The following is a 533-nucleotide window of genomic DNA, read 5'->3' on the forward strand; positions in this document are numbered from 1 at the left end:
TTAATGTGGTAAACGAAGCTTATGTCAAAGCGCGGTATTCAAAGCATTTTGAGATTAGCCAGGAAGCTTTGGAGTGGTTGTCAGCGCGTACGCAAAAGTTGATCGACGAAGTCGATATTATTTGTCGGGATCATCTGCTCAAGTTGAGCCAGGCCGCAGAAATTTAGTCTGTCATTTTTTGAGAATACTCAAACTCAGGATGTACAACCATTTTTTCTTGTGCGCAGGGGTGAGGCGGGGGAACTGAAATCCCTCTTAAGGGTGAGATTTGGCTCATGCGGGCAAAAGCAATGAAAAATGAGGGATTACCGATCGGCTGCTCTTACAAAGCTTCTTTTCTGGTAGGTGATCGCATTGCCGTCGTGAAGGGCGCTCCCAATCTAACGCGGCAAGGCCAGTTGCGATTGTAACCGGGGCAGATTTGTTGGGGGGGTCTTTTATTTTTGAGTCAAAGTCAGAAATGCTTTTTACTCAAGACTTGTGCATAACGCCGAAGTTCGTCGATCATTTTGAGCCCGAGGATTCCTGATTTT

1 pseudogene is annotated in these 533 nt (G+C 46.0%); it reads left to right on the plus strand.

Annotated elements, in window-relative coordinates:
- Positions 1 to 260 precede the first annotated feature (260 nt).
- Positions 261 to 407: pseudogene (locus ACOZHT_RS24420) on the plus strand (ABC transporter substrate-binding protein); the annotation flags it as partial.
- Between the last annotated feature and the right edge of the window lie 126 nt (positions 408 to 533).

Origin of the sequence: Ochrobactrum sp. EDr1-4 (assembly GCF_049199085.1) — a bacterium.
Taxonomy (GTDB): domain Bacteria; phylum Pseudomonadota; class Alphaproteobacteria; order Rhizobiales; family Rhizobiaceae; genus Brucella.